We start from the raw sequence: 15,150 nt of genomic DNA, 5'->3' as shown, positions 1-15,150 counted from the left end.
CTAGTCGACCACTTCGCCCTCCACCACGGACCCGCCAGGGTTCGGGTGGGGGCGTTGTTGATTTCCGGGCGTCGCACCCGGGCCGGTTCGAGGCATGTACGCCGCTGCGCCGGCGCCGACCAGGCGCCGGGACACCACCCCGGTGAGCGCCCGGCGCGCGAGTGGACGCGTGAAGGGGAGGATCAGCGCCATCCCGAGGAGATCGGTGACGAAGCCCGGAGTCAGCATGAGGGTGCCGCCGATCAGGATCAGCGCACCGTCGGCGAGCTCCCTGGCCGGCATCTGACCGCTGCCGAGCGCAGTGCGCAGGGCCGCGAAGGCGCGGCCGCCCTCGCGGCGGATCAGCCAGGCACCGATGATGCTGGCGGCGACCAGCAGCAGGATCGTCCACCACGGGCCGATGACCTGACCGACCTGGATGAGCACGAAGATCTCCAGCAGCGGCACCACCACGAAGGCCACCACGAGCAGCCAGGCGGGGATCTTGCGTCGCGTCATGGGGTGCTCCCGCGCGGGCCCTTCCGGGTCGTGCGCCGCCCGTCGCGCCGGCGCAGCGCGCGCCGCGCCTGCTCACGACGCTCGTGCAGCCCCCAGAGCGTGATCTTCTTCAGCGACTCGCTGGCGACCTGGCCGCTCATCTTGGAGTCGCCACGGACGCGCTCGATGAACTCGATCGGCACCTCGGCCACCTTCAGGCCCGCCATGACGGTGCGGTAGGCCATGTCGGTCTGGAAGACATAGCCGGTCGAGGTCACCGTCGCGAGGTCGATCTTCTCCAGGGTGGGGCGGCGGAACAGGCGGAAGCCGGCCGTGGCGTCCTTGACGCCCATGCCCAGCAGCAGCCGCACGTAGAGGTTGCCGCCGCGTGAGAGCAGCTCGCGCCGCCGCGGCCAGTTGACGATGGACCCGCCCGGGACGTAGCGCGAGCCGATCACGAGGTCGGCGTCGACCAGCGCGCCGAGCAGGCGGTGCAGCTGCTCGGGCTGGTGCGAGCCGTCGGCATCCATCTCGCCGATGACGTCGTAGCCCTGCTCGAGCGCGACGGCGAAGCCGTGCAGGTAGGCAGCGCCGAGCCCGCCCTTCGCCGTACGGTGCAGGACCTGCACCTGGCTGTCCTCGGCGGCCAGCCGGTCGGCGATGTCGCCGGTGCCGTCGGGCGAGTTGTCGTCGACCACGAGGACGTCGATGCTCGGCTCCGCGGCCCGCAGGCGGGCGACGATGAGCTCAAGGTTGGTGGCTTCGTTGAAGGTGGGGATCACCATCACAACTCGACCAAGCTCGGCTGTGCTCACTGGTCTCCCCTCACGTGTCGAGAATACGGCCCGGCGCGGAATTCGGCCGTTCCTTGCGACGATACGTGACCAGAATGAATGCCAGAGAAACAACTGTGATGGCGACGATGACACGTCCGGGCCATGCACCCACCGCGACGGCCGGCGTCAGCTCGGCAGCGAGCGTGACGTCCCCGACGACCACGGCGCGGGTGCGCGGATCGGCGGCCTCGAGCACCTCCCCGTCGGGCGCGATGATGCCCGAGACCCCGTTGATCGCGGCGACCACGACGTAGCGCCCGGTCTCGATCGCGCGCAGCCTGCTGATCTCGAACTGCTGGTCGATCTGGGCGGTGTTGATGAACATCGCGTTGCTGGTCTGCACGGTGATCAGCTGGCCCCCGTTCGCGACCTGGCCGTGGATGGCGTCGTCGTAGGCGACGTCGAAGCAGATGGCGTCCGCGATCCTGGTCCCGGCGATCCGGAGCGGCTCGAGGCTGGTGCCGCGGGCCATGTCGCGCGGGATCAGTGCGAGCTGGCCGTAGGTGTCGGGGATCAGTGAGCCCCGGTAGGGGATGTACTCGCCGTACGGCACGGGATGGCGCTTGGTGTAGCGGTCTCCCCCACCGATCTCGGGCTGCCACACGATGCCCTGGTTGAGGACCTCCTTCTCGCGGGGTGAGTCGACCATCCCGCCGACCAGGATCGGCACCCCGATCGCGTCGGAGGCGGTCGTGATCTCGGCGCGTGCCTCGACGTCGCTGAACGGGTCGACGGCCGTGGAGTTCTCGGACCAGACGACGAGGTCGACCCGCTCCCCAGCACCGGCCAGCTCGACCGTCAGGTCGGAGAAGGCGCGCGTGATGTCGCGGTGGTGGGCGAGCACGTCGGTGCCGTCGCCCGGCACGTCCGCCTGCACGGCGGCCACCCGCAGGCTGCGCCCCCGCTCGATGTCATACGTCGCCAGCAGCGGCACGCAGGTCACCGCGACCAGCGCCGCGGCGGCGAGCAGGGCAGCCGCCGGCTTGCGCAGCCGAGTGGTCACCAGCCAGGCCAGCGCACTGCCGGTGAGCGCGATCAGCAGGCTGACCCCGGTCATCCCGAGCCAGGGCAGCCCCGCCGCCCACACGGTGTCGGCGGTGCCGAAGGACAACCTGCCCCAGGTGAGGCCGCCGAACGGCCACGCGCCGCGCCACGACTCGACGCTCACCCACGCGCAGGCGCACCACACGGGCCACCAGCGCAGGCGGGTGAGGGCAGCGAACGCGACACCCAAGGGGGCGAAGTAGACGGACTGCACGACCGACAGGGCGGCCCACGCGTCCGGGCCCACGACCCGCAGCCACCACAGCAGGCCGCCGAAGAAGGCGAGCCCGAAGAGCCACCCCGGCAGCCAGGCCCAGCGAAGCCTGGTGCCGCGCACGCTGAGGACGAGGATTGCGATGCCGATCGGCAGTGCGGGAGCGAAGCTGACCGGGGCGAAGCCCAGGGAGAGCACGACGCCGCCGAGCAGGGCGACGACGCAGCGGAGCAGCACGCGCACACGCTAGCCGTCGGGCGGTCATCGCCCGTCATGGCCGCGCTCCTTGCAGGGGAACGGGAGGCGCGCACACCCTTCGGACCAACCCACTGCCAGCTGGCTGCGGACAGCAGGAAGTTGTCTACGGAGCCTGCGCCCCTCCCGTCTCCACCCTCATGGTGCGAGACCGACCTCCGTGAACCAGTTCGGCTCGGATGCTGGCTGCACACCCCCCGATCCGGCCACTCGGACGCCGGTCCGCCAGCCATGATCTGCACGGGCGGACCACGGCACCTTCGCTGTCCGGGCGACGCGTGTCAACAGGCCGCTGACCTGCGGCAACGCGCATCTTCGCAGGTCAGCGCGGCGCCGTACACCACAAGAATTGGGCAAAAAAGATGCGGGGATCGGCGTGTCGGAGCGTGACACGCCGCGACCTTCACTCCCGCGCTGGGGAAGGCGGCACGACCACCGTGCCGGTGGCGGTGGTCGCCACGAGGGGCGGGGTGAGGGAGGCGGCCGCGCCGGGCGCCTCGGGTGTGGCCGCGCCCCTGGCGACGACGCTCACCATGAAGTCCATGACCCGGCTGCGGGTGCCGGCCCTGACCAGGGTCGCGGTGATCTCGAGGACGTCACCGGCGTGCACCGGCGCCTTGAACTGCACGTCGGAGTAGGACGCGAACAGGCCCTCGTCACCGTCGAGCAGGATGCACAGCTCGGTCGCCACGTCACCGAAGAGACCGAGGGAGTAGGCACCGTCGACGAGGTTGCCGGCGTAGTGGGCGTGGCTGTAGGGGACGTAGCGGCGGTGGGTGACGGTGGTGCCGATGCGCGAATCAGTCATGACGCTTCCCTGGTGGTGAGGCGGTGGACGAGGAAGGAGGCGACCTCGCCGGGAGTCGTGCCGCGGCTGAAGACCCGGTCGACCCCGAGCTCGTCGGCCATCGTCTCATCGAAGCGGGGGCCACCGACGACGAGCAGCGGGCGCTTGTCCGCGGGATAGGACTCGCGGAAGGCGGCCGACATCTCGCGGGTGTTGAGGAGGTGGGCGTCGCGCTGGGTGACGACCTGCGAGACGAGGACCGCGTCGGCCTTCTCGGTGCGAGCGGCCTCGACGAGCTCGGGGACGGACACCTGGGCACCGAGATTGACGACCTTCACCTCGCGGTAGTACTCCAGTCCCTTCTCCCCCGCGAACCCCTTGATGTTGAGGATCGCGTCGATGCCGACGGTGTGGGCGTCGGTGCCGATGCAGCCGCCGACGACCACCATCCGGCGCCGCAGGGTGCGCTTGATCTCCGCGTTGGCCTCCTTCGGCGTGAGCAGCGGGTAGTCGCGCTCGACGACCTCGACCACGCTGGGGTCGACGAGGTGGTTGACCCGGCCGTAGACCACGAAGAAGGTGAAGTCGGGCCCCATCGCCTTGGAGTGCACGACCATCGCGGGGTCCATGCCCATCTTGTTGGCGAGCTGGGCCGCGGCTCCCTCGGCGATCTTCGAGTGCGCCATCGGCAGCGTGAAGGACAGCTGGACCATGCCGTCGCCGGTCGTGTCGCCGTACGGACGAATGAGGCTCATGCGCGTACTCGCTTCGCTCCGTGCGCGCATGAGGCACAGACCGCGCTGCGTTGAATGGTTCGCTCGCTGCGCTCGTTCACAGGCGTCCCTCCAGGATCTCGGTGGCGGGGTTGTAGTAGTCGCGTGCCTTCTTCGCGACGCCCTCGAGCCCGCGGCCCTTGTCGGCGGGGCGCTTCATCAGGCCGAACGTGCCGTCGGCGATGGCGTCGAGCAGGCCGTTGGGGTGGCCCTCGATGTCCTGGAGCAGCGTGATGGAGTCGCCCAGGACCTCCTGGGCCCGGTTGACGATGAAGCCGCCCGGCTTCGGGGAGAAGTCCTCGTGCAGGTTGCCGGCGGCGTTCATGACGTAGCGGACGTTCTGCAGCGCCAGGTCACGATCGGAGAGCCAGGGCGTCACCACCGCCTCGGTCATCATCCCGACGAGCAGGATGCCCTGGTCGGTCAGCGCGCCGACGAGGTTGAAGAACCCGTCGAGGAGGTAGCCCTTGAACACGTCGCCGGTCATGTGCCGCGTCGGCGGCATCCACTTGAGCGGCGCCTTCGGGAAGAGGTCGCGCGCGAGCATCGCGTGGGCGAGCTCGAGGCGGAACGAGTCGGGCACCTCGGGATCGATCTCGAAGGCGTGCCCAAGTCCGAGCTGCCAGTCCTCGAGGCCGGCCTCCTTGGCGAAGTACTCGTTGAGGAGCTGGCTGGTCGTGACCGTGTGTGCCGCCTCGACCGCGTCGGCGGTGGTGAGGTAGTTGTCCTCACCGGTGTTGATGATGATGCCGGCGCGGGCGTGGACCTGGCGGCTGAAGCGCTGGTCGACGAAGGTGCGGATCGGGTTGATGTCCCGGAAGAGGATCCCGTACATCGAGTCGTTGAGCATCATGTCGAGCCGCTCGAGGCCCGCCAGCGCGGCGATCTCGGGCATGCACAGGCCAGAGGCGTAGTTGGTCAGCCGGACGTAGCGCCCGAGCTCGCGGCTCGTCTCGTCGAGGGCTGCGCGCATCAGGCGGAAGTTCTCCTGCGTGGCGTAGGTCCCCGCGAAGCCCTCGCGCGTGGCGCCCTCCGGCACGAAGTCGAGCAGGCTCTGCCCCGTGCTGCGGATGACGGCGATGACGTCGGCGCCCTCACGCGCGGCGTTCTGGGCCTGCGGGATGTCCTCGTAGATGTCGCCGGTGGCGACGATGAGGTAGATCCACGGCTTCCGGGGCGCGTCGCCGACCTTGGCGATCACCCGCTCGCGCTCGACGCGGCGGCGGTCGATCTGCTTGATGCCCCTGCCGACGGCCTTGTGCGAGGCCTTGGCCGCGCGGATCGCGTCCTTCCCCTCCGGGAGGTGGAAGGTGATCGAGCCGGCGGACGCCTTCTGGGCCAACGTCTCGAGGTCGTCGGCCTCTCCGCGAAGCAGGGCGTCCCACACCGGGAGAGCCAGGCCGTGCTCGAGCCCGACGTCCGCGCGGACGACGTCGGCAAGGCGGTTGACCCACGGCGTGCCCTCGGAGTCGGCGCCGCCGAGTCCGGCGAGCCGCAGGGTGGCGCGCTCGACACTGACGGTCGTGTGCCGCTGGGCCGTCCTCACGATCGGCTTGCCGACCCGGCGTGCGAGCGTGCGCGCCTCACGGATCTGGGCGGTGTCGAGGCCGAGCTTCCCGGTGGTCTTCACAGTCGTCCCTCGAAGAGTCCGCGCACGCCGGCGTTTCCCCGCAGGAGCTCCATGGCGTACGCCGCGTGGCCGGGCACATAGCCGTTGCCGACGATCATCTGGACGTCCGCAGCGAGCCCCTCGGCGCCCAGCGCTGCGGCGGAGAAGGAGGTGGCCATCGAGAAGAAGATGACGGTGCCGCCCTCGGCTGTGGACAGGATCGCTCCCCCCTCGCAGCCGGGCACGTCGACGCAGACGACGGTGACCTCAGCCGGTCCCCCGGCCTTCGCGACCGCGTCGCGCAGGGCGATCGGGTCGCGGGCGTCGGCGATCACGACCTCGTCGGCTAGTCCTGCACCGCGCAGTCGCTCCGCCTCTTCTTGTTGCGGCACGACCCCGATGACCCGTCCGGCTCCGGCCTCGCGGGCGGCGGCCAGGCTCAGGGAGCCGGACTTGCCGCCTCCCCCGATCACCACGACGGTGGGCTCGGCGTAGTCGGCCACCACGCGCGCGGTCAGGGCCGGGGCACCACAGACGTCCATGACCGACAGGCTCAGGGCGGCAGGCAGGTCGTCTGGAATGACTGCGGCGATGGACCGGCCGAACAGGACGGCGTAGCCGTCACACGGGACCTGCTCGCTGCGACCGTCCCACTGCTTCAGCTCGTCCTCGATCACCAGTGGCGTGAGCGTCAGGCTGACCAGGGTGGCGATGCGGTCACCGACCGCGAGGCCGAGGGTCGACTCCGGGCCGACCTCCTCGACGGTGCCGACGAGCATGCCGCCGGACCCGGTGACAGGGTTGTGCATCTTGCCGCGGGTGCCGACGATGTCGAGCACCTCCGCGCGCACGAGGTCGCCGTCGCCACCGTGCTTTCCCTCGAGCTGGCGGAAGGACGCAGCATCGAGGTTCAGCTTCTCGACGCGAACTCGGACCTCGTCGGGCCACAGCTCGGCGCTGGTGTCGAGCCGCTGGGCCGCCTGCGGCAGCACGACCGCGTCGTCCAGGACCCGGTGCAGGCCGGTGGGATCACTCGTCGACTCGCGTGACATCCGCTCGTCCTCCGTCATATGGGTGTCGATACAGGAGATATTGCGGCGCGTCATTGGACTTGCCGGACAATCTCCTCGTATCGTGGCAGATGAGGCGCGGCTCACACAACTGACGCGCCGCGCGCACCAGACCCAGCCAGCCCGACCGGCCACCCTCGCCCTTGGAGCACCCATGAGCCTCGACATCTCACCCGCCCCCACCGATCGGCGCAGTGACTCCGGACAGCCCTACCCCTACCAGCGGGTCGAGCTCGTGGAGCCCGACTGGACCCGGTTCCCGGGCTGGCGCGACGTCACGGCCGAGGACTGGGAATCGGTCCAGTGGCAGCGCGCCCACTGCGTCAAGAACGTCAAGCAGCTGCGCGAGCTGCTCGGTGACCTCGTCGACGACCGGTTCTACGCCGACCTCGAGCGCGACCAGGCCGAGCGAGCCACCATGTCGATGCTCATCCCCCCGCAGATGATGAACACGATGATGCCGTCCGCGGTGCCGTCCGGTCCCGGTTCCCTGACGGAGGCGCTGTACGCCGACCCGATCCGCACCTACATGATCCCGGTGTTCAGCGATCGCCGTACGGACTGGTCCTCGCACCCGCACGCCACCCGCGACTCGCTGCACGAGCACGACATGTGGGCGACCGAGGGGCTGACCCACCGCTACCCGACCAAGGTGCTGGCCGAGCTGCTGCCGACCTGCCCGCAGTACTGCGGGCACTGCACGCGCATGGACCTCGTCGGGAACTCGACGCCGGTGATCGAGAAGCTGAAGTTCGCCGGCAAGCCCAACGACCGCATCGGCGACATGATCGACTACCTGCGACGGACGCCGTCGGTGCGCGACGTCGTCGTCTCCGGTGGCGACGTGGCCAACATGCCGTGGCCGCGGCTCGAGGCGTTCTTGACCTCGGTGCTCGAGGTCGACAACATCCGCGACATCCGGCTCGCCACCAAGGCCCTGATCGGGCTCCCCCAGCACTGGCTGCAGCCCGAGGTCGTCGACGGCGTCGGCCGCGTGGCCGCCATCGCCCGCTCGCGCGGTGTGTCCCTGGCGATCCACACCCACGCCAACCACGCGAGCTCGATCACCCCGATCGTCGCCAGGGCGACGCGCGCGATGCTCGACGCCGGCGTGCGCGACGTACGCAACCAAGGGGTGCTGCTCAACGGCGTCAACGCCGACGGCGACACCCTGCTCGACCTGTGCTTCCGGCTGCTCGACGGGGCGCAGATCATGCCCTACTACTTCTACATGTGCGACATGATCCCGTTCTCGGAGCACTGGCGGGTCTCGGTCGCCGATGCGCAGAAGCTGCAGCACCACATCATGGGCTACCTCCCCGGCTTCGCGACCCCGCGGATCGTCTGCGACGTGCCGTTCGTCGGGAAGCGCTGGGTGCACCAGCTCGCCGACTACGACACCGAGCGTGGCATCTCCTACTGGACGAAGAACTACAAGACGTCCATCGAGGCGGCCGACCCCGACGCCTTGTCGCGCACCTACGAGTACTACGACCCGATCCACACCCTCCCCGCCGCCGGCCAGCAGTGGTGGGCCGAGCACGGCGGGCTCGAGTCCACCGCGCTCAAGGCTGCCGAGATGGCGGAGGCGAGTCGCCGTACCGCCGCCCTCCAGGCCTGGTAGGCGGCGTCGAAGTTCCCTGACCACTGCAGGAGTCCCCGCTTCGGCGGGGACTCCTGCACGTAGTGGCCGTTGCAACGGCCCACCGGCGTCAAACTCTCCCTACCTGTTCGGCGCTCCGGACCACAACGTCTCCACAGGTATGCGTCCGGGTGCGATATCCACAGCGGGTCGTTGCATCGACGCATGAGTGTCGGTCCATGAAGGAACGGTCGTCGCCATGACGGCCAACGAAGCCTTTCCTGTGAGACTCGAGGACATCTGGCTCCGCCGAGAGCTCATTGACCGCGAGTGGTCTGACCGCGACATCGCGAGGTGCGTGAAGGCGGGACTCATCAGCAGGGTCAGGTTCGGCGCATACGTCGACTCGGCACTGTGGAGCGCGGCGAGCGATCTACACAGGTATCGCGTCCGCTCGCGTGCCGTGCTGAGGACTGCCCATGAGTCGTCAGTGCTTACGCACCAATCCGCGCTTGCCGAGTGGGACGTGCCGATGTGGCGCATCGACCTGACCGAGGTTGCGCTGACCCGGACCGATGAAAAGGCCGGTCGCCGCGAGAGCTTGATCGTGCACCACTCCGGGCGGCTGCCTCTCGAACACATCACGCTGCGCCACGGGGTCCCCGTGGCCACGGCAGCCAGGACCGCGGTCGAGATCCTGTCCGTCGTTGACCTCGAACTCGGTCTGGTCATCCTCAATGGCCTGCTCAACCTGAGACGGACGACGCCGGAGGAGGTCGCAAGACTGGCGCGACAGACGGAGCACTGGCCCGAGACGCTGAACACGCGGGTAGCCCTGAGTCTCGCGGACTCGCGCCTCCAGAGCGTTGCCGAGACTCGATTCGTCTACCTCTGCTACCGCCAGGGGCTGCCTCGGCCAGAGCCACAAGTGGAGGTGCTGGACGAATCAGGATTCCTGATCGGCGTGGTCGACTTCCTGTGGCGCAAGCACGGCGTCTTCCTCGAGTTCGATGGCCGCATCAAGTACGAGATCTACCGACGCCCCGGAGAGACTCTCGCCGACTACCTCATGCGTGAGAAGCGACGCGAGGAGCGAATCTGCCAAGCCACGGGGTGGGTGTGCATCCGCATCGGCTGGGCCGACCTCGAGAACCCGACTGCCACTGCTCGCCGCATCCTCAAGCTGCTGGCGAGCCGCGGTGCACCTGCGGCGTGACCAGAGTTGCTCGCTCATCAGGTTGGGGAACTCTTGCGCCTCTGGGGCGTTGCAACGGCCAACCTGTGACGGAGTCCCCGCTTAGGCGGGGACTCCGCGACAGGAGGGACGACCTCAGCCGAGGGGGCGGTTCTCGTACGGCGTGGAGAGCACGATCGTCGTGCGGGTGGAGACGTTCGCGGCGGAGCGGATGCGGGCGAGGAGGTCCTCGAGGTGCCGGGGGGTGGGGACGCGGATCTTGAGGATGTAGGACTCCTCACCGGCCACGGACCAGCAGGACTCGATCTCGGGGATGTCGACGAGCCGCTCGGGGTAGTCGTCGGGCTGCGAGGGGTCGATCGGCGTGATCGAGATGAACGCGGTCAGCGGCCGTCCGAGCTGCTCGTGGTCGACCTGCGCACCGTAGCCGCGGATCAGGCCGCGCGACTCCAGGCGCTTGACCCGCTGGTGCACGGCGGAGGTCGAGAGACCGGTGGCCTTGCCCAGGTCGGTGAACGACATCCGCCCGTCCGTGGCGAGCAGGGACAGGATCAGGCGGTCGGTGGTCTCCACGGCAGGGGTTGTCACGCGCTCAGAGTAGCGACGGATCGTGCAAGGATCCCGGTGTGACCGCACAGCGACTGATGCTTCTTGACACGGCCTCCCTGTACTTCCGCGCATTCTTCGGTGTTCCGGACTCCGTGCGCGCACCCGACGGCACTCCCGTGAACGCCGTGAGGGGGCTCCTCGACTTCATCAGCAGGCTCGTGGAGGAGTACCAGCCGACCGATCTCGTGTGCTGCTGGGACAACGACTGGCGCCCGCAGTGGCGCGTCGACCTGATCCCGACCTACAAGGCCCACCGCGTCGAGGCGCCGCGTCCTGACGGCATCCCGGACATCGAGGAGGTGCCCGACCCGCTCGAGGCCCAGATCCCGGTGATCGTCGAGGTCCTCGACGCGTTCGGCATCTCCATCGTCGGCGCCGACGACTACGAGGCCGACGACGTCATCGGCACCCTCGCCACCAACGCGACGATGCCCGTCGACATCGTCACCGGCGACCGCGACCTCTTCCAGCTCGTCGACGACGCAGCCGAGGTGCGCGTCCTCTACGTCGCCCGCGGTGTCGCCAAGCACGAGCGCATGACCGAGCACGTCGTGGTCGAGAAGTACTCCGTCCTCCCCCAGCAGTACGCCGACTTCGCCACCCTGCGCGGCGACGCGTCCGACGGCCTGCCCGGAGTCGCGGGCGTCGGCGACAAGACGGCCGCCAGCCTGCTCCTGTCGTACGGCGACCTGTCGGGCATCCGAGCGGCGGCGGCCGATCCCGGCTCGGCGCTGGGCCCCGGCCCGCGAGGCAAGATCCTGGCGGCGGCCGACTACCTCGAGGTCGCCCCGACGGTCGTGGCCGTGGCCCGCGACATCGACCTCGGCACCCCGGACTGCACCCTGCCGCGCTCGCCGAAGGACCCCGAGGCACTGGCGGCCCTCGCCGAGCGCTGGGGGCTGAACAGCCCGGTCGAGCGCCTCACCAAGGTGCTCGCCGGGCTCACTCCGTGACGGAGGAGTAGGCCACGACGCCGCGCTTGAGCGCCTTCACCGTCTCGCGCGCGGTCTTGCGCAGCGGGGAGTCGCCGGCTGCGTCGGCCACCTGGCCGGCGAGGTCGAGCAGCTGCTTCATCCAGCGGACGAAGTCGCCGGCGGCCAGGTCGGTCCCACCGAGCACGTCGTCGAGGTCGTCGCCCTCCGCCCAGCGGAAGGCGGCCCAGGCGAACCCGAGGTCGGGCTCACGCAGGAACTCCAGCTTGTTGTCACGCTCCAGCGCGTCGAGCTGGCCCCACACCCGCACGGTGTCGACGAGGGCGGCCTGCACGGCACCGCCTGGGACCTTTGGCGCGGAGGCATCGTCGGCACGACGGGCCTCGTAGACCAGTGACGAGAGGACCGCGGCCAGCTCGGAGGCATCGAGGTGGTCCCACAGCCCCTCGCGCAGCGACTCGGCCGCCACGAGGTCCATGTCGGTGTAGATGCGCCGGAGGTGGCTCCCGCGCTCGGTCACGGTGTCGCCCTCGAGATAGCCCAGCGCCGTCATCACGTTGCACACCCGGTCGAAGGTGCGCGCGACCGTGTTGGTGCGTGACTCGACCCGCCGCTTGAGCGTCTCGGCATCGCGCGCCAGCTTGAAGGACCGCTCGGCCCAGCGCGCGTGGTCCTCGCGCTCGGGGCACTGGTGGCACGGGTGCTGCTTGAGCTTCGTGCGCAGCTCGGCGATCTCCCGGTCGATCGGCGACTCGGTGAAGTCGTCGTTGCGGGTGGTACGGCGCGGGGGTGGCGGCGTCAGGTTGTGGGTCTTGGTCCGCAGTGCCGAGGCGAGGTCGCGCCGCATGGCCGGGTTGCGGCCGTTGAACGACTTCGGCAGCCGCATCCGGGTGATGGCCTCGACGGGCGTCTGGAAGTCCATCGGCGCGAGGCGGCGGGCCTGCCGGTCTGCGGTCAGGACGTAGGGCCGCGGTTCGTGGCCGCCGATGCCGGGATCGATGACGACCGCGAAGCCAGCGAACTTCCCGTTGGGCACCATGATCACGTCGCCCGGCTTGAGCCGCGTCAGCGACTCCATCGCCTCCTCGCGGCGACCCGAGCGCCGCTCCCGGGAGGCGCCCTTCTCGACCTCGGAGATGCGACGGCGCAGCGCGGCGTACTCCATGAAGTCACCGACGTGGCAGGTGGCGGCCTCGTCGTAACCCGCGATCGCCTCCTGGGCCTTCTGCAGCTGGCGCGCCATCCCGACGACGGCCCGGTCGGCCTGGAACTGGGCGAAGGACTGCTCCAGCAGCTCGCGCGAGCGCTCGCGGCCGAACTGGTGGACCAGGTTGACCGCCATGTTGTAGGACGGGCGGAACGAGCTGCGCAGCGGATAGGTGCGGGTGGAGGCGAGGCCGGCGACCTCGCCGGGGTTCATCCCGGGCTGCCACAGCACCACGCCGTGGCCCTCGACGTCGAGCCCGCGGCGACCGGCACGACCGGTGAGCTGGGTGTACTCCCCCGGCGTGATGTCGGCGTGCGTCTCGCCGTTCCACTTCGACAGCTTCTCGATCACCACGGTGCGAGCCGGCATGTTGATGCCGAGCGCGAGCGTCTCGGTCGCGAACACCGCCTTCACCAGGCCACGCAGGAAGAGCTCCTCCACGCAGGACTTGAAGGTCGGCAGCATGCCCGCGTGGTGGGCGGCGACGCCACGCGTCAGGCCGTCGAGGAACTCGGGGTAGCCGAGCACCTCCAGGTCGTCGTCGGGCAGGTGGCGGCAGCGCTCCTCGACGTAGGCGAAGATCTCGGCGCGTTCCTCGGGGCTCGTCAGCCGGACGTTGGCCGAGAGGCACTGCGTGACGGCGGCGTCGCAGCCGACCCGGCTGAAGATGAAGACGATGGCGGGCAGCAGTCCCTCGCTGTCGAGGCGCTCGAGCACCTCGACCCGGCTCGGGATCCACACGCGCCGGCCGTTGCCGACCTGGCGGGGGTTCTTGGAGGCCCCCGGCTTGCCCTTCCGGGCCGACTTGCGATCGCGCATCAGCCGCGAGCTCGCCCAGTCGTCGCGCGCGATCCGCACGAGCTCGTCGTTGACGGGCGCGCCCTCCTTCACGAAGCCGGCGCTGGCGTCGACGTCGGAGGAGGCGAACAGGTCGAAGAGCCGCTTGCCGACCATCACGTGCTGGAACAGCGGCACCGGTCGGCGTTCCTCGACGATGGTGGTCGTCTCGCCGCGCACGGTCGCCAGCCACTCGCCGAACTCCTCGGCGTTGGACACGGTCGCGGACAGCGACACCAGCGTGACCGACTCGGGCAGGTGGATGATCACCTCTTCCCAGACCGCGCCGCGCATCCGGTCCGCGAGGTAGTGCACCTCGTCCATCACCACGAAGCCGAGCCCGATCAACGTGCGCGAGCCGGCATAGAGCATGTTGCGCAGCACCTCGGTGGTCATCACCACGATCGGCGCCTCGCCGTTGACGACGTTGTCGCCGGTCAGCAGGCCCACCTTCTCCGGCCCGTAGCGCGCGACGAGGTCGTTGTACTTCTGGTTGCTCAGCGCCTTGATCGGCGTCGTGTAGAAGCACTTGCGCCCGGTCTCGAGCGCGAGGTGGACGGCGAACTCGCCGACGATCGTCTTGCCGGAGCCGGTCGGGGCGGCGACCAGCACGCCGCGCCCCTCCTCGATCTCCTTGCACCCCCGCACCTGGAAGTCGTCCAGCGGGAAGTCGTAGAGACCGGCGAACGCGGCCGTCACCGGGTGCGTGGTCATCCGCGCGTACGTCGACGCGTGCTCGTCCTCGAACACGGGCTCGTCCTCGTGGCCGCTCATGCGAACACCGACAGGGCAGCAGGCTCGCAGGTGATCGTCAGCGGCAGGGCGCCGAAGCGCTCGCCGTCGGCGTACGTCGTCACACCTGGTGCGGCGAGGGTGACGCTGCGGACGCGGTGGCGCTCGTATTCCGGCGCCTGCGTGTGGGTGCCGGAGAAGAGCTTGGGATAGGTGCGGATCAGCCTGGGCTTGGTCATCGTCTTGATGATGACCACATCGAGCAAGCCGTCGTCCAGCAGGGCCCCCTCGGCGATCCGCAGACCGCCGCCGTAGGAGATGCCGTTGCCGACGGCGACGAGCATCGCGTCGCGCTGGATCTGCGCGCCGTCGAGCTCGAGCGTGAACGGGAGGGCACGGAAGGTGCGCAGCTCGACGAGCGTGGCGAGGTTGTAGCGCATCTGCCCCCGTGGCCAGCTCATCTCGTTGGCCCGCTCGTTGACGATCGCGTCGAAGCCGGCGGCCAGGACGGTGATGAAGTAGCGCGAGCCGGTGCGGGCCAGGTCGATGGTCCGCGTGCGGGAACCGATCACCCGATCCGCCGCGGCGACCGGGTCCTGGCGCGGCAGGTCGAAGTAGCGGGCGACGTCGTTCCCGGTGCCCGCGGGGATGATCCCGAGGGGTACGCCGGTGCCGGCGAGGACCTGGGCGGCGAGGTGGGCGAGGCCGTCGCCTCCGCAGACCACGAGCGCCTCGACGCCGTCGGCGACGCTGGCGCGGGCCAGGTCGAGGGCCTCGTCGGCGTCGCGTCCCTCGAGGTTGCGCACGATGAGGCCGGCGTCGCGCAGCCGTGACAGTGCCGCCTCGCGGTAGCGCGCGCCCTTCCCCTTGCCCGAGGTGGGATTGGTGAGAAGAGCGATCTCGCGGGCCATGTCGACGACCCTATCCAGCCTCAGCGACGGTTCTGCTTCTCCGCGCCGATCCGCAGCAGCGCGCCCATGTTGTCGGGCGA

13 protein-coding genes are annotated in these 15,150 nt (G+C 69.7%); 3 read left to right on the top strand and 10 right to left on the bottom strand.

Annotation, left to right across the window (positions count from 1 at the left end):
• The 7 genes from CF8_RS09475 to CF8_RS09445 all read right to left on the bottom strand — a co-directional run bounded on the left by CF8_RS09475 (position 1) and on the right by CF8_RS09445 (position 7,065).
• A complete protein-coding gene (locus tag CF8_RS09475) occupies positions 1-498 on the bottom strand; it encodes an FxsA family protein (protein WP_010832898.1) in 498 nt (165 codons plus the stop codon).
• On the bottom strand, positions 495-1,262 hold the full coding sequence (locus CF8_RS09470; protein WP_051204182.1) for a polyprenol monophosphomannose synthase: 768 nt from the start codon (positions 1,260-1,262) through the stop codon (positions 495-497). The genes CF8_RS09475 and CF8_RS09470 overlap by 4 nt, the downstream gene beginning before the upstream one ends.
• A 40-nt stretch (positions 1,263-1,302) precedes the next feature.
• Positions 1,303-2,808, bottom strand: coding sequence for an apolipoprotein N-acyltransferase (gene lnt, locus CF8_RS09465; RefSeq protein ID WP_157953235.1), 1,506 nt, complete (start codon positions 2,806-2,808; stop codon positions 1,303-1,305).
• A gap of 421 nt (positions 2,809-3,229) precedes the next feature.
• Entirely contained in the window at positions 3,230-3,634 is a 405-nt protein-coding gene (locus CF8_RS09460) for a hotdog domain-containing protein (RefSeq protein ID WP_010832895.1), read from the bottom strand.
• Entirely contained in the window at positions 3,631-4,368 is a 738-nt protein-coding gene (locus CF8_RS09455) for an OAM dimerization domain-containing protein (protein ID WP_010832894.1), read from the bottom strand. The genes CF8_RS09460 and CF8_RS09455 overlap by 4 nt, the downstream gene beginning before the upstream one ends.
• 76 nt (positions 4,369-4,444) lie before the next feature.
• Complete coding sequence (locus tag CF8_RS09450; RefSeq protein WP_010832893.1) at positions 4,445-6,016, bottom strand: lysine 5,6-aminomutase subunit alpha; 1,572 nt, start codon at positions 6,014-6,016, stop codon at positions 4,445-4,447.
• Complete coding sequence (locus CF8_RS09445) at positions 6,013-7,065, bottom strand: hypothetical protein (protein ID WP_010832892.1); 1,053 nt, start codon at positions 7,063-7,065, stop codon at positions 6,013-6,015. Before CF8_RS09445 ends, CF8_RS09450 begins: the two co-directional genes overlap by 4 nt.
• 154 nt (positions 7,066-7,219) lie before the next feature.
• Here CF8_RS09445 and CF8_RS09440 point away from each other — a divergent pair, with 154 nt between their 5' ends.
• Entirely contained in the window at positions 7,220-8,689 is a 1,470-nt protein-coding gene (locus tag CF8_RS09440; RefSeq protein WP_010832891.1) for a KamA family radical SAM protein, read from the top strand.
• Positions 8,690-8,906: 217 nt separating this feature from the next.
• Positions 8,907-9,863: a hypothetical protein gene (locus CF8_RS09435; RefSeq protein ID WP_036490668.1), complete on the top strand. Its 957-nt coding sequence runs from the start codon at positions 8,907-8,909 to the stop codon at positions 9,861-9,863.
• A 114-nt stretch (positions 9,864-9,977) separates the two neighbouring features.
• Here CF8_RS09435 and CF8_RS09430 read toward each other — a convergent pair whose 3' ends face one another.
• Complete coding sequence (locus CF8_RS09430; RefSeq protein WP_269634811.1) at positions 9,978-10,430, bottom strand: Lrp/AsnC family transcriptional regulator; 453 nt, start codon at positions 10,428-10,430, stop codon at positions 9,978-9,980.
• Positions 10,431-10,468: 38 nt separating this feature from the next.
• On the opposite strand from CF8_RS09430, the gene CF8_RS09425 reads away from it, so the two are divergent.
• Entirely contained in the window at positions 10,469-11,404 is a 936-nt protein-coding gene (locus CF8_RS09425; RefSeq protein WP_442937097.1) for a 5'-3' exonuclease, read from the top strand.
• Here the strand turns inward: CF8_RS09425 and CF8_RS09420 are convergent.
• A complete protein-coding gene (locus CF8_RS09420; RefSeq protein ID WP_010832887.1) occupies positions 11,394-14,201 on the bottom strand; it encodes a DEAD/DEAH box helicase in 2,808 nt (935 codons plus the stop codon). The genes CF8_RS09425 and CF8_RS09420 overlap by 11 nt on opposite strands.
• Entirely contained in the window at positions 14,198-15,070 is an 873-nt protein-coding gene (locus tag CF8_RS09415; protein WP_010832886.1) for a diacylglycerol kinase, read from the bottom strand. The genes CF8_RS09420 and CF8_RS09415 overlap by 4 nt, the downstream gene beginning before the upstream one ends.
• Positions 15,071-15,150: the final 80 nt, after the last annotated feature.

The organism is Nocardioides sp. CF8, assembly GCF_000389985.1.
In the GTDB taxonomy this organism is placed as follows: Bacteria; Actinomycetota; Actinomycetes; order Propionibacteriales; family Nocardioidaceae; genus Nocardioides; species Nocardioides allogilvus.
Note: the sequence above shows the minus strand (reverse complement) of the source record. Positions and strands in the feature narration are given on the sequence as shown.

Bases quoted from the DNA above. Each gene is read 5' to 3' on its own strand.
- CF8_RS09440 (WP_010832891.1), top strand. From the start codon at position 7,220: ATGAGCCTCGACATCTCACCCGCCCCCACCGATCGGCGCAGTGACTCC.
- CF8_RS09470 (WP_051204182.1), bottom strand. From the start codon at position 1,262: ATGGTGATCCCCACCTTCAACGAAGCCACCAACCTTGAGCTCATCGTC.
- CF8_RS09460 (WP_010832895.1), bottom strand. From the start codon at position 3,634: ATGACTGATTCGCGCATCGGCACCACCGTCACCCACCGCCGCTACGTC.
- CF8_RS09455 (WP_010832894.1), bottom strand. From the start codon at position 4,368: ATGAGCCTCATTCGTCCGTACGGCGACACGACCGGCGACGGCATGGTC.
- CF8_RS09420 (WP_010832887.1), bottom strand. From the start codon at position 14,201: ATGAGCGGCCACGAGGACGAGCCCGTGTTCGAGGACGAGCACGCGTCG.
- CF8_RS09415 (WP_010832886.1), bottom strand. From the start codon at position 15,070: ATGGCCCGCGAGATCGCTCTTCTCACCAATCCCACCTCGGGCAAGGGG.
- CF8_RS09475 (WP_010832898.1), bottom strand. From the start codon at position 498: ATGACGCGACGCAAGATCCCCGCCTGGCTGCTCGTGGTGGCCTTCGTG.
- CF8_RS09435 (WP_036490668.1), top strand. From the start codon at position 8,907: ATGACGGCCAACGAAGCCTTTCCTGTGAGACTCGAGGACATCTGGCTC.
- CF8_RS09445 (WP_010832892.1), bottom strand. From the start codon at position 7,065: ATGACGGAGGACGAGCGGATGTCACGCGAGTCGACGAGTGATCCCACC.